Origin of the sequence: Candidatus Aquiluna sp. IMCC13023 (genome assembly GCF_000257665.1) — a bacterium.
GTDB lineage: Bacteria > Actinomycetota > Actinomycetes > Actinomycetales > Microbacteriaceae > Aquiluna.
Window position 1 is genome coordinate 118,483 of record NZ_AJKR01000003.1, and the last position, 20,038, is coordinate 138,520.

Here is a 20,038-nt window from a genome sequence, read left to right on the forward strand (position 1 = left end):
TAAATTATAGGACTATGTGCTTTTTGAAGCGCGATATTCCAGAAAACTCTTCTGCATCCAGGGACGCACCGCCTACTAGCACACCATCAACCTGCTCAGATTGCAAGAAACCTGCGACATTATTTGCCTTGACCGAGCCTCCGTAGAGGATTCTCGAGTTTGCCGCATCGTCTCCAAAGTTAGCCTGAAGCGCTTGTCTGATTGCTGTAGCGACATCACTGGCCTCTTGAGCGGTTGCAACTTTCCCGGTTCCTATTGCCCAAACTGGTTCGTAGGCGATAACAAATTCACCAAGTGCCTTGTGACCGCTGAGTGCATTAATGGTCTGAATTATCGGGACGGCGGACTGGCCCTGGGTCTCAAGTTCTTCGAGGGTCTCCCCCACGCAAATAATGGGTACAAGGTCATTTGCCCAGGCAGCAGCAACTTTTTGCTGGACTACTGAGTCGTCTTCTGCATGGTAAGTGCGACGCTCGGAGTGCCCCACTAGCACGTATTCGACGTTTAGCTTGGAAAGCATTTGCCCTGAGATCTCGCCGGTGTAGGCGCCCGACTCATGCCGGGATATGTCTTGAGCACCAAGCTTTATCTCGAATTTCTCGGCATCAATAAGCGTTTGAGCACTCCTCAGGTCGGTGAATGGCGGGAAAACGGCGACTTCTACCTCACCAAAGTCATGATCGGCGTCATTTAGGGTCCATGAGAGCTTTTGCACCAAGGCAATTGCCTGCAGGTGATCAAGGTTCATTTTCCAGTTGCCGGCAATCAGCGGTGTTCGGTTAGTCATTTAGGACCTCCAGTCCTGGCAGTGACTTTCCTTCAAGGTACTCAAGGCTTGCACCACCACCGGTTGAAATGTGACCAAAGCTGGCCTCATCAAATCCAAGTGCCCTGACCGCAGCGGCGGAGTCGCCGCCGCCAACCACCGACAGTCCGTTCACATTGGTAAGTGCTTCCGCCACAACTCTCGTGCCATGGGCGAAGTTTGGGAACTCGAATACTCCCATTGGACCGTTCCAGAACACTGTTTTGGAGCTTGAAACGGCTTCGGCGAAGATTTTGGCGCTGTCTGGACCAATGTCTAGCCCCAAGACGTCTGCGCCAAGTTCGGAATCTTCGACGGCATCGGCCTGCACGGTTTTATGAACGGCATCAGCTGAAAAACTGGCTGCAATTTCTATATCGGTCGGCAGGATAATTTGGACGCCTAAGTCTGCAGCCTGCTTTAGGAGGTCCCTGGTGGTTTCCACTTGGTCTTCTTCTAGCAAACTTTTGCCGACTTTATGTCCCATCGCCTTCAGCACGGTGAAGACCATACCTCCGCCGATAGCCAGTCTGTCTACCTTTGGCAGGAGGTGACCGATAACAGCAAGCTTGTCCGAGACTTTAGAACCGCCGAGGACAACCGTGTAGGGGCGGGATGGCGTTGTTGTTAGCTGGTTCAGTACTTTTAGCTCTGCCTCAATTAGTAATCCTGCATAGCTAGGTATAAGTTCTGCGAGCTCATAGACGCTGGCTTGCTTCCGGTGAACAACACCAAAACCGTCAGAAACCATGATGTCAGCCATCGCGGCGAGCTCTCTTGCAAACGCAGCGCGCTGCTGTGGGTCGCTGGAGGTCTCTGCAGCATTGAAACGGAGGTTCTCAAGCAGTGCTATCTCACCGTCCCTCAGGGACGAGGTCAGCGCTTTAGCCTGGTCTCCAGTGCTTTCCGGAGAGAACCTTATGTCTTGACCCAATAGCTCTTGGAGACGCTTCGCAACTGGAGCAAGCGAGAGTTCAGCCTCCTGAGCCTTTGGGCGACCTAGGTGTGATGCCACTATGACTCTCGCACCGGAGGCAGCGAGCCGCTTTATGGTTGCCAGGGACGCTCTAATTCTGCCGTCATCAGTAATTTGTAAATTAGACAGTGGCACATTGAGGTCACAGCGGACTATCACGGCCTTCGATCGAAGATCTCCGGCGTCGTCGAGAGTTCTCAGCATTAGAGTTTGGACGCAACAAGTGCAGTTAGCTCAACCAGACGGTTTGAGTAACCCCACTCGTTGTCGTACCAGCTTGATAGCTTCACGGTGTTGTCGACAACTCGCACCAAACCGCTGTCATAAATTGAGCTGTGAGGGTCACCGACGATGTCGCTGGAGACGATTGGATCCTCGGTATACATCAGGATTCCCTTAAGCTCACCCTCGGCTGCCTTTTTGTAGGCGGCGTTGATCTCTTCGACCGTTACCGTTTTCTCAGAAACTAGGGTCAAATCAGTAATCGAACCGGTCGGGATTGGAACACGCAACGCGAAACCATCCAGCTTGCCCTTTAGCTCAGGTATGACGATTCCGATGGCCTTCGCTGCTCCGGTAGAAGAAGGAACAATGTTGATAGCCGCTGCTCGGGCGCGTCTAAGGTCCTGGTGCGGTCCATCCTGAAGGTTTTGATCAGCGGTATAAGCATGAATAGTGGTCATCAGACCATTTTTGATTCCAAAGTTGTCCATGAATACCTTGACTAGTGGTGCAAGGCAGTTTGTGGTGCAAGATGCGTTGGATATCACGTGATGGTTGTCCGGCTCGTAAAGGTGTTCGTTTACGCCGATCACGAAGGTTGCATCTTCCCCGGTTGCGGGAGCCGAGATTATTACCTTTTTGGCACCAGCCTGAATGTGCTTACGAGCGTCATCGGCATTCGTGAAAAAGCCCGTGGACTCGATAACAACCTCTACACCCAGTTCTGCCCAGTCAATTTTCGCTGGATCGCGCTCGGCCAGAACTTTGATTGACTTGCCGTTTACAACGATGCTGTCCCCATCAACAGAGACTGCCGCGTCGAGTCTTCCTCCTACTGAGTCGTACTTCAGAAGGTGTGCAAGCGATTTAGGATCCGACAGATCGTTTACTGCGACTATCTCAAGATCCGAATTTTGCGCAAGTGCTGCGCGCAGATAGTTGCGGCCAATTCGTCCAAAACCATTAATACCAATACGAGTCACGGGGCTACTCCAAAACTTGTCAGTGAATAAATAAATTAGCCCGAGCACCTTTGGGCGGACTTTGTCAGCCTAGCAGCAGCGAGGAACTGTTCGCTTTAACGGATGCGAAGCGAGTTGCCACATCGTTCCAGTTGACGATGTTCCAGAATGCCTTGACGTAGTCAGCCTTCACGTTGACATAGTCCAAATAGAATGCGTGCTCCCACATGTCAAGCATTAGAAGCGGGATGCTACCCATCGGAAGGTTGCCCTGCTGGTCATAGAGCTGGCCAATAATAAGGCGGTTGCTCATGCTGTCCCAAGCAAGGTATGCCCAGCCCGAACCCTGAATTCCCATGGCGGCTGCGGTGAAGTGCTTGGTGAATGCCTCGTATGAACCGAAGTACTCAGATATGGCTGCCAGTAGCTCGCCGGATGCTTCTCCACCTTCGGCGGACAGATTCTTCCAGAAGATGCTGTGGTTCACGTGGCCACCTAGGTTGAAGGCAAGATCCTTTTGTAGCTTTGGAAGGGTTGCAAAGTTGTCGTTTGCTCGTGCCTCTGCCATTGCATCCAAAGCCGCGTTCGCACCTGTGACGTAGGCCTGGTGGTGCTTGGAGTGGTGTAGCTCCATGATTCTGGCTGAGATATGAGGCTCGAGAGCCGAGTAGTCATAGTTGAGATCCGGAAGTGTGTAGGTCATGATTTATCACTTTCTCTTGTTGGATTCGTAGCTTTAATCGTAGCTTTATTCTTAAATCAGATCTGCAATCACCGATTCGGTATCGGGAATGCCCAGCTCCTGGGCCCGCTTATCCGCGGTCGCCAGCAATCTGCGAATTCTCCCGGCGACAGCATCTTTAGTCATGGGGGGGACTGCCAGATGCCCCAATTCATCCAGAGAGGCATCTTTATGCTGCAATCGAAGCTCACCTGCGTATTGAAGATGCGCGGGAGCCTGATCGCCCAGAATCTCTAACGCCCGCTGAACCCTTGCTCCGGCGGCAATTGCTGCCTGAGCACTTCTCCTAAGGTTCGCATCGTCAAAATTTGCAAGGCGGTTTGCAACGCCCCTGATTTCGCGTCTACTTCGAAGCTCATCCCATTTCTCCACTTGCTCCGTGCATCCCATCTGCCTGAGTAGTTCAGAAATCCCCTCACCATCTCTAACAACGACGCGATAGACATTTCTGACTTCTCTTGCTTTTGCACTTACACCCAATCTTCTGGCGACGCCGACCAGAGCCATTGCAGACTCGTTGCCTGGGGCGGTCACCTCGAGTGACGTTGATCGACCTGGGTCAGTTAATATTCCGTGAGCCATGAAGGCCCCTCGCCAGACTGCTTTTGCCTCATCTAGCGTCGAGCTAATCAGGGTGGCTGGAAGACCACGAACCGGCCTGCCGCGGTTGTCGATAAGACCGGTCTGCCTGGCTAAAAGCTCACCATCTTTCAGCACTCTAATTTGATAGCCACTAGTTTTTCTAAGGCCTCCTGCTTGGACAACGGTTAGTTCAGATTGAATGCCATATAGCTCTGCGATCGCTCGTGCAAGCCTTCGAGCTAAAGCTGCAGAGTCAAGCTCCACTTCGATTGCTATTCGTCCAGAAATAAGTTGCAGTCCGCCACAAAAACGAAGAACCGTCGCCAGCTCCGCTGCACGCTCCAACCCTGTTCGAACCGGCACTCTTGCAAGCTCTTCTTTTATTTGTTGCGTAAGTCCCATCATCACTCCCTACCTAAGTCGCGATGAGAAACGGCGACTCGTATTTCTGCGTCCTCTGCGAGGCGCGCTGCTATTTCGTTAGTTAGTGCAACCGACCTGTGCTTACCGCCCGTGCAGCCGATCGCAATTGTTGCGAATCTCTTATTCTCTTTCCGGTAACCAGCTAGAACGATTTTCAAGGTTGCCAGGTAGCTTTCTTCAAAGTCTTTGACACCCGGTTGGCTAAGGACATAGTCAGCCACTTCGCTGTCATTTCCAGTTTTGGCCCTGAGGGACTCCTGCCAGTGCGGGTTTGCGATAAACCTTGCATCCGCGACCATGTCCGCGTCCGCGGGAAGACCATATTTGAAACCAAAGCTCATCAGGTTTACCTTGAATCCCTTTGACTGACCCCCGAATGCTTCGGCTACTCGGTTTGTGAGCTCGTGGACATTTGACTCTGAGGTGTCAAAAACGATGTCGGCAGTTTCGCGCAGACTCAAGAGCTGAGTTCTCTCGGCCGCGATTCCATCTAAAACCGTACCCTCACCTTGAAGCGGGTGAGGCCTTCTAACTGATTCGAATCTTTTGACTAGCGCTGCATCATTCGCTTCTAAGAACAGGACTCTAACGCTGATATCGTGAGACCTTAACTTCTGAATGTTCTGCTCTAGATCTTGAAAGAACTGACCGCCACGAACGTCCATTACAACCGCGACCTTGCTTAGCGACTCGCTACTTTTGGAGAACAAATCGCTGATGGGAGAAAGCAACTGGGGAGGAAGATTGTCAATCACATGCCAGCCCTGATCTTCAAGAGCGTTAGCGGTAGTTGAACGTCCAGCACCGGACATGCCTGTTACAACAAGCAGTTCTGGTTTATTTGAATCGTCCATCCATCCCTCCATAGCGTCGAGAACAAGGTTACCGCTTCGGCGTGTCGCGAAAAGACGTTTTTTATTAATCTGCCAGGTGTTCTATAACAATATTCGCCAATCTCTGGCTAAATCCGGGAAGCTGAGTAATTTCAGCCTCGCTTGCGAGCTTCAGCCGCTTTATAGATCCGAACTTTCGAAGTAGCAATCTGGCCTTCTGCTCCCCCAAGCCGGGAATGTCAACCAACGCCGTGGAAATAGACTTACTTCTAGCGGCGCGTTGCGCTGTTATCGCGAAGCGGTGCGCCTCGTCGCGAATTCGCTGAAGCAAAAATAGCTCCTCCGATGTCCTTGGGAGGATAAGAGGGTAATCGAGCCCAGATACGAATACTTCCTCAAGCCGTTTCGCCAGCGATGCGACGGTCAGGCCTTGAATTCCAGAATCATTAAGTGCTCGCTCAGCAGCATGTAGCTGGGGTAGCCCACCGTCAATAATTAGAAGGCCGGGCCTGTAACTGAATCTTTCGTTGGGCTCTTCGGTCTTGAGGTATTTGAGCCTGCGCATAAGGACCTGATATATAGACTCAGTATCGTCGGCAGTTTCTAAGTTAAATTTTCGATACTGATCTTTACGGGAGAGGCCATCCTCAAAGACCACCATTGAGCCCACGGTGTTGGTGCCGGACAAATGGGAAATGTCGTAGCACTCGATTCTTAGTGGAGCATTCTCCATCGCAAGAGCCTTCTGCAGTCCCGCGAGTGCCTCGGCCCTTGCGCTGAAATCGGATACACGCTTTAGCTTGTAGTTCTGAAGCGCATGAGCTGCATTTTGACTCGCGGTAGCAAGCAGTGCTGACTTGTCGCCTCGCTTAGGAGCTGAGATGCTGCAGCCCTTGCCTCGTATTTCGGAGAGCCACAGTTCCAGGGCATCCTTGTCGGTAGGAAGCTCAGTCACCATGATTTGTTTGGGCACCTCAGGGGGCTCGGCTTTCGCCCCAGCTGAATAGAGTTCTTGTAGCAAGTACTCCAGTAGTTCTGCGTTGGTTCTATCTAGCTCGAGGTCCACCACCAGCGATCGATTTCCGCGGATGCGCCCTCCTCTAACCATAAAGATTGACACGGCGGCTGATAGCTCATCGCGACTGAGACCAATGAGGTCGGCATCGACGTGATCATCAAGAACTACCGTCGATTTTTCTAGCACTCGTTGTAGAGCTCCGATGTCGTCTCTATACCTGGCGGCTAATTCGAAATTCTCCTGCTGACTTGCATTTTGCATTTTTAGAGTCAGATTTGACACATGTGAGTCGTTTCCTGACCCTATGAAGTCACCCAGCTCTTTTGCTAATGCCTTGTGATCAGGCTGCGAGATGCGATCCACGCAAGGAGCAGAGCACTTGCCAAGTTCAGCCAGCAGGCAAGGCCTTCCAGAACGCTTGGCTCTTTGAAAAATCCCAGCGGAGCAACTGCGAACGGGGTAGACCTTTAGCAGAGAATCTAGAGTGTCCCTGATTGCCCAGCCTTGTGTGTAGGGCCCGAAATACTTGACCCCCTTTAGGTCTCGATTCCGGGTTATGAAAGCTCGTGGAACCGTCTCCCCCATTGAAATCGCAAGATATGGATAAGACTTGTCGTCGCGAAAGCGAACGTTGAACGGCGGTTGAAACTCCTTGATCCAAGTGAATTCAAGTTGCAGCGCTTCATATTCAGTGGCGACTATTGTCCATTTGACATCGCTGGCGCTCAACACCATGCGCCTGGTTCTCTCGTGAAGGCTGTCCAAGGGGCCAAAGTAGTTCGAGAGTCTTGATCTTAGGTTTTTGGCTTTACCAACGTACAAGACCCGTTCATCGGCGTCCAAGAACCTGTAAACCCCGGGCATTTTCGGGATTTCTGATGTTTTGGGCCTAAAGCTCAGCTCATTCGCCATGATTACAAGATCTCGGCCAGAAACCTACCGGTGTGGCTGGCCGGGTTTTTCGCCACCTGTTCCGGAGTTCCCTCCGCCACAACCATGCCACCACCGGAACCACCTTCTGGCCCCATGTCGATGATCCAGTCCGCAGATCTGATTACATCTAGGTTGTGCTCGATGACGATTGCAGTGTTGCCCTTATCGACCAGGTTATTTAGAACCATCAGGAGTTTGCTCACGTCCTCAAAGTGCAATCCGGTAGTCGGCTCATCAAGGACATAGATAGTTCGACCGGTCGAACGCTTTTGAAGTTCAGTCGCCAGCTTTACCCGCTGCGCTTCGCCCCCGGACAAAGTGGTAGCGCTTTGTCCAAGGCGCACATAACCTAGGCCAACATCAACAAGTGTCGTTAGGTATCTAGCTATCGAATTGATTGGTGCAAAGAATTCGGCTGCATCACTGATTGGCATGTTCAGAACATCACCGATCGAGTTTCCCTTATAGAGAACTTGTAGGGTCTCTCTGTTGTAACGAGCCCCCTTGCAATCCTCACAGGTCACATATACATCGGGTAGGAAGTTCATCTCAATTTTGATTGTGCCGTCTCCGGAGCAGTTATCGCAACGACCACCCTTCACGTTGAAAGAGAACCGGCCCTGAAGATAGCCTCTGACCTTGGCCTCCTGGGTGTCGGCAAACAGCTTCCTTATGTTGTCAAATACGCCGGTGTAAGTTGCGGGGTTTGACCTTGGGGTGCGCCCAATGGGGGCTTGGTCAACGTGGACGACCTTGTCCAAAAGCTCCACGCCTTCGATTCGCGTGTGCTTTCCGGCAACTGACTTTGCTCGGTTCAATCGCTGGGCAAGGACCTCGTAGAGAACATCGTTTACCAGTGACGACTTACCAGAGCCGCTGACACCGGTGACAGCAGTCATCACGCCAAGTGGGAAATTCACGGTCACATTCTGCAGGTTATTTTCTCGAGCGCCCACTACCTTCAGCTTGCCCTCGGTTTTGGGCTTTCGCCTCTTTTTCGGCGTAGCAATTGATCTTCTGCCGGACAAGTAATCGCCGGTCATTGAGTTGGTATTTTTGAGAAGATTTTGGTAGCTACCTGAGTGAACTACTTCGCCGCCGTTTACTCCGGCACCGGGACCGATATCGACTAACCAGTCCGCCGCCTTGATCGTGTCCTCGTCGTGCTCGACAACAATCAACGTGTTTCCCAAGTCTCTAAGTTTTTCCAGAGTCTCAATAAGGCGCAGATTGTCACGTTGATGAAGGCCAATCGATGGCTCGTCCAAAACATAGAGAACCCCAGTAAGCCCGGCTCCAATCTGGGTTGCAAGCCTGATGCGCTGTGCCTCTCCCCCGGACAGCGAACCGGCGGCACGCTCCAAGGACAAATAGTCGAGCCCGACTGCCAACAGAAAGTCCAGTCTCGCTCTGATTTCCCTGAGCACTTGAGCCGCAATGATTGCTTCTCGCTCGGTTAGCTTTAGCGAGTCAAAAAATTCGTGGGAGTCGCCAAGCGAAATCTGAGCAACGTCATGAATTGATTTACCATGCACCTTTACGGCCAAAACTTCGGGGCGCAATCTGGCTCCGTCGCAGCTCGTGCATGGCACTTCCCGAAGATAATCAGCCCACTTGCTTCTGGCCCAATCGCTATCGGATTCTAGGTATTTACGCTCGATGTAGGGCAGCACACCCTCAAATCCGGAGGTGTAGCGCATTTCTCGTCCGTAGCGCGAGCGCCACTTGACTTCAACTTCAAAATCGTTGCCGTTTAGGATCGCCTGCTGGGTCGCGGCGGGTAGTTTTTTCCAAGGAGTTTTTAGGTCGAAATCCAAGTCGTCAGCTAAGCCTTGCAGCAACCTAACGAAGTAAGAGTAGAGCCCCTTACCTTGAGTGGACCAAGGCAGAATTACTCCGTCTTTGATGCTTGCCGCTGGATCTCCTATAACTAATTCGGCATCCACCGCCATTTTGGTGCCAAGCCCCGTGCAGGCCGGACATGCTCCGAATGGAGCATTGAAGGAAAAGGTTCTGGGCTCAATCTCCGTGAGAACGAGGTCATGTTCGTTTGGGCAGCTCAGGTGCTCTGAGAACACGCGTTGGACCTTAGCGTCGATGAAGTCAACTACTATCCGACCCGACGATAGCTTTAGCGCAGTTTCAACAGAGTCGGTAATCCTCGACTGGGCGTCTGGTTTAACGACGAGTCTGTCCACGACAACTGAAATGTCATGCTTGAAGCTCTTCTTCAGCGGTTTGGCCTCGGCAAGTATTACCTGCTCGCCGTCTACGACTGCTCGGGCGTACCCTTGAGCTTGCAGGGATGCAAACAAGTCTTGAAACTCGCCCTTTTTTTGAACCACAATCGGCGATAGCAGCTGAAACCGGGTGCCCTCATTCATCGCTATCAGCTGATCAACGATTGCCTGTGGAGTTTGCTTTGATATGACCTCTTGGCAAACAGGGCAGTGAGGAACGCCGATCCGGGCCCAAAGTAGCCTCAGGTAATCGTGGATCTCCGTTATGGTTCCAACAGTTGAGCGGGGGTTTCGGTTTGTTGACTTCTGGTCAATTGAGACAGCGGGGCTTAGGCCCTCAATGAAATCAACATCGGGCCTGTCGACCTGCCCAAGAAACTGCCTCGCATAGGCGCTGAGTGACTCAACGTAACGACGCTGTCCCTCCGCGAAAATTGTGTCAAACGCTAGCGAAGATTTACCGGAGCCACTTAGGCCGGTAAAGACGATCATTGAATCCCTGGGAAGCTCTAGATCAAGGTTTTTCAGGTTGTGAACTCTTGCGCCCTTTATAGAGAGTTTTTGACCTTTGGGTTGCTGAATCGTCATTGTAGAAGTTTAGGCGTGACCCGCAGCTTCAAAAGCTCGTAGCTCCTTTTTCAACTCCGAAATTTCATCGCGAATTCGCGCTGCCAACTCAAACTTGAGCTCACTGGCCGCGGATTTCATCTGAACATCTAGCTCAATGATTGTCCCGAGTATCTGCTTCTGACCGTCTGCCCCGATGGCGGGTCGGCCCTTAGTTTTTTGCCTGGCAGTTTTCTTGTTTGAGATTTCTTTCATCTGCCTAATTAGTTGCTCGGTGTCCACCTCTTCGCGCTGCAGAGAATCAGTGATGTCTGCGATTTTCTTGCGCAACGGTTGTGGGTCGACCCCCATTTTTTTGTTGTACGCGACTTGTTTTTCCCGACGACGATTCGTCTCGTCGATGGCTCTAGTCATTGAGGCTGTCATCACATCGGCATACATGTGGACTTCTCCATTTACGTTTCTAGCTGCACGTCCAATTGTCTGGATCAGCGATGTGGTTGAACGAAGAAAACCCTCTTTGTCTGCGTCCAAAATTGCAACTAACGAAACCTCTGGCAAGTCGAGACCTTCTCGAAGAAGGTTGATGCCCACCAGGACATCAAATACTCCTTGACGAAGCTCTCGAAGCAATTCCACGCGACGAAGAGTGTCAACATCGGAGTGGAGGTACCGGACGCGAACCCCCATCTCGGTGTAGTACTCCGTGACCTCCTCGGCCAGCCGCTTGGTGAGCGTTGTGACCAGCACTCTTTCGTTGCGCTCTGTTCTAGTCCTGATTTCATCTAGTAGGTCGTCGATCTGGCCCTTGGCAGGCTTGACAATAATTTGCGGATCGACGAGGCCCGTTGGTCTGATGATCTGCTCTACTACACCGTCAGAGAGTGCAAGCTCGTATTTTGCCGGGGTCGCAGATAGATAAACAGTTTGTCCTGTCCGCTCAAGGAACTCTTCGAATTTGAGTGGGCGATTATCAAGGGCTGATGGCAGCCTAAAACCATGCTCAACAAGTGTTCGCTTTCTGGATGAGTCACCTAAATACATCGCCCCAATCTGCGAGACCGTGGCGTGCGACTCATCGATAACCGTTAGGAAGTCCTCTGGGAAGTAGTCCAGTAAGCAGGACGGTGCATCGCCTGGCATTCGCTGATCGATGTGTCTTGAGTAGTTCTCGATTCCAGAACAAAAGCCGAGTTCGCGAATCATTTCTAGATCAAAAGTGGTTCGCATCTTGATTCGCTGTGCCTCTAGGAGTTTTCCTTGAGAGTCCAGCTCCTTATAACGAACTTCAAGTTCGTTTTCAATGTCCTCAATTGCCTTACCCATTCGCTCGACCGGCGCCACATAATAGGAAGCCGGGTAGATGGCGACGCTTTGGCGTTCCATGAGAACTTCACCGGTAAGGGGGTGTATTCGGTAAATTTTTTCAATTTCATCACCAAAAAACTCGATTCGAGTTGCCTCTTCGTCGTAGACCGCTATGACTTCGACGGTGTCACCCTTGACTCGGAAATTTCCCCGAGTGAACTCGATGTCGTTGCGCTGGTACTGAATGGCTACGAGCCCTCTGATTAGTTCGTCCCTATCAATGCGTTGGCCTACCTGCAAAGGTAACGATTGCGCCAAGTACTCCTTTGGTGCACCCAGGCCGTAGATGCAAGACACTGTTGCGACCACAATTACGTCTCTTCTGGAAAGCAAAGACATAGTTGCCGAGTAACGCAGGCGCTCAACTTCTTCGTTTATCGATGAGTCCTTCTCAATGAAGGTGTCTGTTTGTGGTACATACGCTTCGGGCTGGTAGTAGTCGTAATAGCTAACAAAGTATTCAACTGCGTTCTCAGGGAACATTTCCTTGAGCTCACTGGCCAGTTGTGCCGCAAGCGTTTTATTGTGAGCGATTACCAGGGTTGGGCGCTGGAGCTTTTCAATTAGCCAAGCTGTAGTCGCCGACTTGCCAGTTCCAGTAGCTCCCAACAGAACCACGTCTTTTTCACCGGCGGTTAGGCGGCTTGCAAGCTCCGCAATTGCTGTTGGCTGGTCACCGGCAGGCGAATATTCGCTGATGACTTTGAATGGCTTGGATATGTCCTGCATCTCTGCCTAAATATTGAAGGAGGCGAACACGTTGTCCGCCCTTGATTGAAGTTCAACAAGAGTGCAGTCTGAGTCAATAACCGTGTCTGCCAAAGCTTCGCGTTGCGCATCCGTTGCCTGGGCCCTAATCCTTGAAAGAGAATCTTCCTCAGTCATACCGCGGTTGTTGATTAGCCTTTCAATGCGAACTGCCTCCGGCGCGCTTACGGTAACGATCCGATCGAACGTCAGCGGAGATTTCGTCTCCACGAGCAAAGGAATTGTGTAAATAATTAAACCTTCGATTTCGGAGATTAGTTTTTTTGCTCGCGCCTGAATGAGCGGATGCAATATTCCTTGCAACACAGTTCTATTTTCCTCAGAACTAAAGGCAATTTTCGCCAGCTGAGCCCGATTGAGCGAACTGTCTTCATTGAGAACCTCGGTACCAAAGGTCTTTACAACTGCTGCCAGCCCAGCTGTTCCAGGCTCAACCACTTGTCTAGCCAAAACGTCGGCGTCTATTTCTGTTCCCCCGAGTGCAACCCAACGACTAGCTACGGTAGATTTTCCCGAGCCAATTCCACCAGTCAAAGCAATAAGCATTGTTATAAGGATAAAGAAAAAGCGGGAACACCGTTGGTGTTCCCGCTTATCTAAAAAGACTACGTGCTACTTGTCTCCCGTTAGCTTGTCTCTCAAGGCGGCCAGCGACTGGTCGTCTGCCAGTGTGCCCTGATCGGCAGAGTCACCGCTCGAAGTTGAAGCCTCCTGTGCAGGTGCAGCATCTGGAATAGAAGCAAGGTGCTCGAAAGCGGCCTTGGCCTGAACCTTGTGCAGTTCCCAACGAGCATTAGCCTCTGTGTACTCTGTCTCCCACTTGCCACGAGCTTCTTCGAAGCCTTCGCGCCACTCGCTGGTGGCTGGGTCGAAACCTTCTGGGTAACGGTACTGACCCTTGTCGTCGTAGTCGGCGCTCATGCCGTAAAGCACTGGGTTGAAGTCCGTGCCGGCGTTCTCAACTTCTTCAAGTGCCTGCTTGAGCGACAGTGAGATTCTGCGACGCTCAAGGTCGATGTCAATTAGCTTGACGAAGACTTCTTGGTTCACGGTCACTACCTGATCGGCGTGCTCAACGTGCTTAGAGGATAGTTCTGAGATGTGAACTAGGCCTTCGATGCCGTCTGCAACTCGGACAAAGGCACCGAATGGAACAATCTTGGTCACCTTGCCCGGGATGTACTGCCCGATGGCGTGAGTTCTTGCGAACAGCTGCCATGGGTCTTCCTGGGTTGCCTTTAGCGACAAGGAAACGCGCTCGCGCTCCTGGTCTACCTCAAGAACCTCAACTGTGACTTCCTGGCCCACTTCTACTACCTCGCTGGCGTGCTCAATGTGCTTCCAGCTAAGTTCGGAAACGTGGACTAATCCGTCAACTCCGCCAAGGTCAATGAATGCGCCGAAGTTTACGATTGATGAAACAACTCCGGTACGAACCTGACCCTTTACAAGGTCGTTCAGGAAGGTGCTGCGGTTCTCGCTTTGGCTCTGCTCGAGAAGAGCTCGTCTTGACAACACAACGTTGTTGCGGTTCTTGTCTAGTTCCAAAATCTTTGCCTCGACCTCGGTACCAAGGTAAGGACCTAGATCGCGAACACGACGCAGTTCGATAAGCGAAGCAGGCAAGAAACCTCGAAGACCGATGTCAACAATGACTCCACCCTTCACAACTTCGATGACGGTTCCAGTGACAACACCATCAGCTTCCTTGATACGCTCCACATCGCCCCATGCTCGCTCGTACTGAGCGCGCTTCTTGGAAAGAATTAGACGGCCTTCTTTGTCTTCCTTCTGAAGAACAAGTGCCTCAATGGCGTCGCCGACTTTTACAATGTCATTTGGGTCCGCGTCTTGACGGATTGATAGTTCTCTGGAGGGAATAACACCCTCGGTTTTGTAACCAACGTCCAGAAGAACTTCATCGCGGTCAATCTTGACTACGGTGCCGGAGATCAGGTCTCCATCGTTAAAGAATTTAAGTGTTGCCTCGACTGCGGCTAGGAAATCTGCCTCTGAACCGATGTCGTTTACTGCGATTTGTACTGGTTTTGCGGTTGCTTTGGATGCCATATTTGTGGTAACTCCACTTTGTTTACTCGGGTCGCGCCAAAGATAATGCTTCCATTATCTGTTTATTTGGCCCAACGAACGGACGGGAAAAGTGCCCGAAGGCACCCGCGCAATACTACCGCGTTTTCTAATGCCCCGCCAGCTCCCAGTTGACCCCAATGCCAACATGCACCTCGAGTGGGACCGTCAGGGTGACTACTTCTTGCATGGCGCTGACAGCGAGTTCTCTAAGTGTTTCAAGTTCGCCGGAAGCAACTGCAAATACCAGTTCGTCATGGACCTGAAGTAACAGTTGCGACTTTAGATCTTGAGCATCCATTTTTCGTTTCACAACTATCATCGCAAGCTTCATGATGTCGGCGGCTGTTCCCTGAATCGGAGCGTTGAGGGCTGCGCGTCTCGCGTTTTCCCTCACTTGGAAAATCTTTGAGTTGAGATCCGGAAATGGCCGGCGGCGTCCGTAGACAGTGGTCGTATGGCCAAGTGCTTTTGCGCGTTGGACAACCGTGTCCAAATAGCGCTTGACACCTCCAAAGCGGTCGAAATAATCGGACATCAGCTGCTTAGCTTCTTTCCCCGTAATCCTGAGCTGCCTGCCAAGCCCAAACTCGCTTAGCCCGTAGACAAGTCCATAGCTCATGGCTTTGACCTTTGAGCGCATTTGGCCCGTGACATCTGAAGGTTCGACTCCGTACAGCCTTGCTCCGACAAAATTGTGAAGATCTTCACCGATTCGAAAGGCCTCGATAAGACCTTCGTCCTCAGACAAGTGAGCCATGATCCGCATTTCTATCTGCGAGTAATCGGCCGTGAGTAAAGTCTCATAACCGGGTCCTGCGATAAAGGCACTGCGAAGTCGTTGACCACGTTCAGTCTTAATCGGTATGTTCTGAAGGTTCGGACTATCGCTACTTAGGCGGCCCGTAGAGGTTCCAACCTGCGAGTAATTTGTGTGGATTCGCCCGTCGTTCTCAATGGCTTTCAGCAGGGTCTCAGTCATCTGTCGCAACTTGGTGCTGTCTCGGTGCGCAAGCAGTCGCTCTAAAAACGGGTGCTCGGTCTGCTCAAACAAAGTACTTAAGGCCTCGGCATTTGTTGAGTAGCCAGTCTTTAGAGCCTTTGTGCCCTGCATTCCTAGTTCTTCAAATAGAACCACCTGTAATTGCTTTGGGCTCGCTAGGTTCACTTCGTGGCCAATAATCTCATAGGCCTCTTTTGCGATTTGCTCTACCTCGAGAGTCAATTCATCGAACTGAGTCTGAAGCGCCGAGGAATCCATTGCGATTCCGGTTATTTCCATTTTTGAAAGTACCTCGCTGGCCGGCAACTCGATATCTCGATAGATACCAAGCTGACCGGTCTCCTCCAGCTGCGGAATTAGCACTGCGCAGATAACCGCGTATACCCAGGCATCAAGCGAAGGATCCGATTCGCTGAGTAACTCGTTGGGGTCTTGACGAACTGCGTCTATGCCGGCGTACTGCCGCATGATTGAGTCTGGATACAGATCCTTGCTAATCGGATCGACCAGGTAGCTGACCAACAAAGCATCGTCGGTAATCACATCGGGCCAAATCCCAAGTGAGTAAAGCTTCTTCCTCATGGCTTTGGTGTCCCAACCGCCAAAACCTCCACGCTTTAGAAGCGCCAGTGCTGAATCTTGATCTTCGCCATTCCAGTTCAGCCTCTTTGCTATCGTGGCAATTCCCAGCCCAACAAGGCGACCATCATTGATCTCAAAATGCACGAAAGATTCTCCTGCAATGACGAGTTCTTGAATCTCCGCAACCGAAGCAACCCTGGAATCTATGGGGCTGGAAGGAAGATCATCGATGATCTTGTTTGAGGCCAGAGGCAATGCCGCTGAGGCTTCCTGGCCGTCTGGAGCGGACTTTTCTTCAAGCGCCGCCGCCTGCGCTATGTGTTGAGTACCATTGCCGCCTCGAAGCTTTAGAACCCGGGTCAGCAGTGTCCGGAATGACAATACTGCAAAGATTTCCCTCAGGGCATCTTCATCTACGGGACCCAAGACCAGGTCCTCCATCGAAAAATCAAAGGTGAGATCCGTGAGGAGGTGATTTAGCCTGCGGTTTCTAACCGCGAGGTGCTGGTTCTCTCTGAGGTTCTCGCCTACTTTGCCGGGAATCTCGTCAGATCGCTTGAGAATTTCGTCTAAGGATCCGAATTGCTGTATCCACTTAGCGGCCGTTTTCGGACCAACTCCGGGCACACCGATTAGATTATCCGAGCTCTCCCCCACAAGAGCCGCGAGTTCCGGATACTGAATTGCGTGAATGCCATATTTAGCCAAAACAGCCTCATCATCCATGCGAGCAAGGTTCATGACTCCCTTGACTGGATAGAGAACGGTTGTGTCCTCACGAATCAGCTGGAAAGTGTCGCGGTCTCCAGAAACAACCAGCACGCGCATCCCGGCTTGCTCGCCGAGGTTTGCAAGCGACGCAAGTAAGTCATCGGCTTCGTAGTTTTCACGAGAAACGCTCGTGATGTTCATCGCCGTTAGCGCCTTTACAAGCAGCTCGGTTTGGCCAAGGAACTCCACCGGGGTTTCTCCGCGGGTGCCCTTGTATTCGGGAAGCTCTTCGGTTCTAAAGCTGTGCCGAGAAACGTCGAATGCAACGCACATGTGGGTTGGCTTTTCGCCCTCCAGAATGTTCAGCATCATCGAGATAAATCCGTGAACGGCGTTTGTGTGCTGCCCCTCAGCATTTTTGAAGTTATCTACATTCAGCGCGTAGAAAGCTCGGAATGCAAGTGAGTGCCCATCGATAAGGAGCAGAGTAGGCTTTTCGTTGGCGCTCATAGCGTTTAGCCTACTTTGTAGAAGGTGGTACCACAGTGACCCAAGACGATATCGCAAAAACAGCTCATGCCCTTGAAATTATGCAGCGACGGGGCTTGGGTGACCTTGCCGACCGCATGGGAATAGAACTCAAGGAGCTAAGTGCTGAACGAGCAGTTGCCACCATGCCGGTTTCGGGCAACACTCAGCCCTTGGGCGTGCTTCACGGCGGTGCCCACGTAGTGCTTGGTGAAAGCCTTGGCAGCTTTGCCGCCAACGTGCACGCACACCCTTGGGGTTATGCGGTCGGTATTGAGATAAACGCCACTCACCACAGCTCTGCCACAGAAGGTGTCGTGACAGGAACCTGTACGGCAGTCAAGCTTGGAAGATCCCTGACGAGTCACGAGATCAAAGTTACCGACGAGGCCGGTAAGTTGCTCTCAACAATTCGGATAACAAACTTCCTAAGAGCAAACAAGAGCTGAGTTACTTGTCCCCTAGTTGCTCTAGTACCGCCTTGGCGACTTGGGACATTGAGAGCCTGCGATCCATTGATGCCTTCTGGATCCAGCGGAAAGCCTCTGGCTCACTTAGTTTCATTTTCGACTGAAGAAGGCCCTTGGCCCGGTCCATAAGCTTTCTGGTTTCTAATCTTTCGTTGAGATCAGCTATTTCTGTTTCAAGGGCAAAGAGCTCCTCGGATCTAGAAAGTGCAATTTGTATTGCTGGCAGCAAGTCGGATGGCTTGAACGGCTTCGTCACATAAGCCATTGCCCCGGCATCCGCAGCCCTTTTCACCAAGTCTGCTTGCGAGAAGGCTGTCAGTAAGACGACGGGAATTTTGTGCTCTGAAATCTTCTCAGCGGCTGATATGCCGTCGAGCTTAGGCATCTTGATGTCCATAATCATCAGGTCTGGCATCAATTCAATAGCGAGCCTCACCGCCTCTTCGCCGTCTCCCGCCTCACCAACTACTTCGTAGCCTGCCTCTTGTAAAGTGGCGACAACATCCATCCGGATAAGGGCTTCGTCCTCTGCGACGATAACGCGAAGTGCTTCTTGCATGATTACAACTTTAGCGGCAACTTGAATAATCAAATCCGCTAGAGTGATACAGCTAGCCGGAATGGCGGAACGGCAGACGCGAAGCACTCAAAATGCTTTGTCCTATGGGCGTGTGGGTTCAAATCCCACTTCCGGCACAAAAAAAAGAGCGGTGGATACCCACCGCTCTTTTTTGTTGGAAAGATTTTCTGTTTAGCCGGCGTACCCGGGCACTGTTTCGTTGACTGCATCGCCGACGCGGTGCACGCGAAGCGAGTTAGTCGAGCCAGGTATCCCCGGTGGGGAGCCGGCGACTACTACCACCTCGTCGCCAACGCGACATTTTCCGCTGGCAAGCACAATTTCATCTACCTGCTTGATCATTTGGTCTGTGTGTGTTGCCTTTCCAGCTAAAAATGTAGTTGCTCCCCAGATCAGAGAAAGACGGCGTCGAATTTCTTCATTTGGAGTGAAGGCAAGAACCGGAACTCGTGATCTGAGCCTTGCAACTCTAAGCAGTGTGTCGCCTGATTCTGTGAATACGCAAACAAACTTGGAGCCCAATAGTTCAGCGATTTGAAGAGCTGATTTAACCACGGCGCCAGAGTGAGTGTGTGGCTGGGTTCCAAGAGCCGGAATTCGCTCAAGTCCATTCTCTTCGGTGGATTCAATTATTTTCGCCATGGTCTCAATGGTCTCAATTGGAAATTGGCCCACGGAGGTTTCGCCGGAAAGCATCAGAGCGTCAGCACCATCGAGGACTGCGTTCGCAACATCTGAAGTTTCGGCTCTGGTTGGCCTGCTTGCAGTGATCATGCTTTCTAGCATCTGAGTCGCTACGATAACCGGCTTAGCCCAACGTCTTGCAAGCTCTACGGCTCGCTTCTGGACGATTGGGACCTGTTCTAGGGGTAGCTCCACTCCTAGGTCGCCTCGAGCGACCATGACGCCGTCAAAAGCGTCAATGATTTCTTCAAGGTTGGCAACTGCCTGAGGTTTTTCGATCTTGGCTATGACGGGTATAAATCTGCCTTCTTCGCGCATGATCTCGTGGACTCGGAGGATGTCTTTGGCGTTTCTTACAAAGCTCAATGCAATCATGTCCGCGCCAAGCTTTAGGGCCCATCGAAGGTCTTCTTCATCTTTCTTGCTCAGTGCCGGAACATCGACTGCAACGCCGGGGAGGTTTATGCCCTTGTTGTTTGACACTGGACCGCCGATGACGACCTCTGTTGTTACTGTTGTGGCGTCCACTGCGGTGGCTCGAAGTGATAGTCGACCATCGTCAATTAGCAGCATGTCCCCCACTGAGACATCGTTTGGAAGGCCCTTGTGGGTGGTGGAGCAAATGTCCACGTCTCCCGGGACATCATCGGTAGTGATCTTGAAGGTTGCGCCAACTATCAGATCAACACTGCCCTCTGCAAACTTTCCAAGTCGAATCTTTGGTCCTTGAAGGTCAACAAGGATTCCCACAGCCTTTTCGGCTTCTTCGCTGGCTTGACGAATGTTCTTGTAGACCTGCTCGTGAACTTCGTATGAGCCATGGCTAAGGTTCATCCTCGCCACGTCGACTCCAGCGGCTATGACCTTGCGGGTCATTTCTAAATCGCCTATTGCAGGCCCGAATGTTGCAACAATTTTCGCGCGTCTCATTGGCTTCAGTGTCCTAGTTTCTT

General features: G+C 51.6%; 15 protein-coding genes and 1 tRNA gene. 2 read left to right on the forward strand and 14 right to left on the reverse strand.

The genetic code is table 11. The annotated features are described in order from the left end of the window. Positions 1 to 4 precede the first annotated feature (4 nt). The 12 genes from tpiA to polA all read right to left on the reverse strand — a co-directional run bounded on the left by tpiA (position 5) and on the right by polA (position 17,333). A complete protein-coding gene (gene tpiA / locus IMCC13023_RS04345; protein ID WP_007541662.1) occupies positions 5 to 787 on the reverse strand; it encodes a triose-phosphate isomerase in 783 nt (260 codons plus the stop codon). Then, positions 780 to 1,985 (reverse strand): phosphoglycerate kinase, encoded by a 1,206-nt coding sequence (locus IMCC13023_RS04350; protein WP_007541664.1) that lies wholly within the window; start codon positions 1,983 to 1,985, stop codon positions 780 to 782. Before IMCC13023_RS04350 ends, tpiA begins: the two co-directional genes overlap by 8 nt. Beyond that, entirely contained in the window at positions 1,985 to 2,986 is a 1,002-nt protein-coding gene (gene gap, locus IMCC13023_RS04355; protein WP_007541666.1) for a type I glyceraldehyde-3-phosphate dehydrogenase, read from the reverse strand. Before gap ends, IMCC13023_RS04350 begins: the two co-directional genes overlap by 1 nt. A gap of 64 nt (positions 2,987 to 3,050) precedes the next feature. Beyond that, positions 3,051 to 3,671 carry a superoxide dismutase gene (locus IMCC13023_RS04360; RefSeq protein WP_100207065.1) on the reverse strand — a complete coding sequence of 207 codons (621 nt, stop codon included), beginning with the start codon at positions 3,669 to 3,671 and terminating at the stop codon, positions 3,051 to 3,053. Positions 3,672 to 3,719: 48 nt separating this feature from the next. Continuing rightward, on the reverse strand, positions 3,720 to 4,691 hold the full coding sequence (gene whiA, locus IMCC13023_RS04365; protein WP_040325173.1) for a DNA-binding protein WhiA: 972 nt from the start codon (positions 4,689 to 4,691) through the stop codon (positions 3,720 to 3,722). Positions 4,692 to 4,693: 2 nt separating this feature from the next. Next, complete coding sequence (gene rapZ, locus IMCC13023_RS04370; protein ID WP_007541672.1) at positions 4,694 to 5,566, reverse strand: RNase adapter RapZ; 873 nt, start codon at positions 5,564 to 5,566, stop codon at positions 4,694 to 4,696. Between the two features lie 64 nt (positions 5,567 to 5,630). Continuing rightward, a complete protein-coding gene (gene uvrC / locus IMCC13023_RS04375) occupies positions 5,631 to 7,475 on the reverse strand; it encodes an excinuclease ABC subunit UvrC (protein WP_007541675.1) in 1,845 nt (614 codons plus the stop codon). 2 nt (positions 7,476 to 7,477) lie between these two features. Next, positions 7,478 to 10,324, reverse strand: a complete 2,847-nt coding sequence (gene uvrA, locus IMCC13023_RS04380) for an excinuclease ABC subunit UvrA (RefSeq protein WP_007541677.1) — start codon at positions 10,322 to 10,324, stop codon at positions 7,478 to 7,480. Between the two features lie 9 nt (positions 10,325 to 10,333). Continuing rightward, positions 10,334 to 12,400 carry an excinuclease ABC subunit UvrB gene (gene uvrB, locus IMCC13023_RS04385; RefSeq protein ID WP_007541678.1) on the reverse strand — a complete coding sequence of 689 codons (2,067 nt, stop codon included), beginning with the start codon at positions 12,398 to 12,400 and terminating at the stop codon, positions 10,334 to 10,336. Positions 12,401 to 12,406: 6 nt separating this feature from the next. Further along, positions 12,407 to 12,985 (reverse strand): dephospho-CoA kinase, encoded by a 579-nt coding sequence (coaE, locus tag IMCC13023_RS04390; protein WP_007541679.1) that lies wholly within the window; start codon positions 12,983 to 12,985, stop codon positions 12,407 to 12,409. Between the two features lie 66 nt (positions 12,986 to 13,051). Beyond that, positions 13,052 to 14,509: a 30S ribosomal protein S1 gene (gene rpsA / locus IMCC13023_RS04395; protein WP_007541680.1), complete on the reverse strand. Its 1,458-nt coding sequence runs from the start codon at positions 14,507 to 14,509 to the stop codon at positions 13,052 to 13,054. A gap of 127 nt (positions 14,510 to 14,636) precedes the next feature. After that, positions 14,637 to 17,333: a DNA polymerase I gene (gene polA / locus IMCC13023_RS04400; protein ID WP_007541681.1), complete on the reverse strand. Its 2,697-nt coding sequence runs from the start codon at positions 17,331 to 17,333 to the stop codon at positions 14,637 to 14,639. Positions 17,334 to 17,413: 80 nt separating this feature from the next. Here polA and IMCC13023_RS04405 point away from each other — a divergent pair, with 80 nt between their 5' ends. After that, positions 17,414 to 17,800, forward strand: coding sequence for a PaaI family thioesterase (locus tag IMCC13023_RS04405; protein ID WP_100207073.1), 387 nt, complete (start codon positions 17,414 to 17,416; stop codon positions 17,798 to 17,800). A gap of 1 nt (position 17,801) precedes the next feature. Here IMCC13023_RS04405 and IMCC13023_RS04410 read toward each other — a convergent pair whose 3' ends face one another. After that, on the reverse strand, positions 17,802 to 18,380 hold the full coding sequence (locus tag IMCC13023_RS04410) for an ANTAR domain-containing response regulator (RefSeq protein ID WP_040325363.1): 579 nt from the start codon (positions 18,378 to 18,380) through the stop codon (positions 17,802 to 17,804). Positions 18,381 to 18,435: 55 nt separating this feature from the next. On the opposite strand from IMCC13023_RS04410, the gene IMCC13023_RS04415 reads away from it, so the two are divergent. After that, a tRNA-Leu gene (locus IMCC13023_RS04415) sits at positions 18,436 to 18,517 on the forward strand. Between the two features lie 55 nt (positions 18,518 to 18,572). Here the strand turns inward: IMCC13023_RS04415 and pyk are convergent. Continuing rightward, positions 18,573 to 20,015, reverse strand: coding sequence for a pyruvate kinase (pyk, locus tag IMCC13023_RS04420; protein ID WP_007541687.1), 1,443 nt, complete (start codon positions 20,013 to 20,015; stop codon positions 18,573 to 18,575). Positions 20,016 to 20,038 lie beyond the last annotated feature (23 nt).

Coding starts and splice junctions, on each gene's coding strand:
- tpiA (WP_007541662.1), bottom strand. CDS start 787: ATGACTAACCGAACACCGCTGATTGCCGGCAACTGGAAAATGAACCTT.
- IMCC13023_RS04350 (WP_007541664.1), bottom strand. CDS start 1,985: ATGCTGAGAACTCTCGACGACGCCGGAGATCTTCGATCGAAGGCCGTG.
- whiA (WP_040325173.1), bottom strand. CDS start 4,691: ATGGGACTTACGCAACAAATAAAAGAAGAGCTTGCAAGAGTGCCGGTT.
- rapZ (WP_007541672.1), bottom strand. CDS start 5,566: ATGGACGATTCAAATAAACCAGAACTGCTTGTTGTAACAGGCATGTCC.
- uvrC (WP_007541675.1), bottom strand. CDS start 7,475: ATGGCGAATGAGCTGAGCTTTAGGCCCAAAACATCAGAAATCCCGAAA.
- uvrA (WP_007541677.1), bottom strand. CDS start 10,324: ATGACGATTCAGCAACCCAAAGGTCAAAAACTCTCTATAAAGGGCGCA.
- uvrB (WP_007541678.1), bottom strand. CDS start 12,400: ATGCAGGACATATCCAAGCCATTCAAAGTCATCAGCGAATATTCGCCT.
- coaE (WP_007541679.1), bottom strand. CDS start 12,985: ATGCTTATTGCTTTGACTGGTGGAATTGGCTCGGGAAAATCTACCGTA.
- rpsA (WP_007541680.1), bottom strand. CDS start 14,509: ATGGCATCCAAAGCAACCGCAAAACCAGTACAAATCGCAGTAAACGAC.
- polA (WP_007541681.1), bottom strand. CDS start 17,333: ATGAGCGCCAACGAAAAGCCTACTCTGCTCCTTATCGATGGGCACTCA.
- IMCC13023_RS04405 (WP_100207073.1), top strand. CDS start 17,414: ATGCAGCGACGGGGCTTGGGTGACCTTGCCGACCGCATGGGAATAGAA.
- IMCC13023_RS04410 (WP_040325363.1), bottom strand. CDS start 18,380: ATGCAAGAAGCACTTCGCGTTATCGTCGCAGAGGACGAAGCCCTTATC.
- pyk (WP_007541687.1), bottom strand. CDS start 20,015: ATGAGACGCGCGAAAATTGTTGCAACATTCGGGCCTGCAATAGGCGAT.